Below are 266 nucleotides of genomic sequence, written 5' to 3'. Positions count from 1 at the left end.
GCCGTAAATACCGCCGATCAGCAGCTGATCACGGCCCAGCTCTTTGAGCATGTGTTCCAGCGGCGAGCGCTGAAACGCCGAATAACGCCATTTGTCGAGCACGGTATCGCCCGCTTCCGGCGCCAGCGCCGCAACCACTTGTTGCAGCTCAGGAGATTTGTTCAGACCCGGCCCCCACATATCGTTCAGCAAGGCACGGTCTGCCATGTTCTGCTCTTTCGGCTGGGCGGTGTAGATCACCGGAATGCCATTGGCTTTACAAAACC

At 58.3% G+C, this 266-nt stretch carries 1 protein-coding gene; it reads right to left on the bottom strand.

Translation table 11 applies throughout. The features are described from left to right. Positions 1–266 (bottom strand): isochorismatase family protein (locus tag R0J87_RS21110; RefSeq protein ID WP_498888725.1); only part of this gene is annotated, 266 nt, incomplete at both ends.

The organism is Halomonas sp. SIMBA_159 (assembly GCF_046536035.1).
Taxonomy (GTDB): Bacteria; Pseudomonadota; Gammaproteobacteria; order Pseudomonadales; family Halomonadaceae; genus Vreelandella; species Vreelandella venusta_A.
The sequence above is the reverse complement of the archived record's forward strand: the minus strand, read 5'-3'. Positions and strand labels throughout refer to the sequence as shown.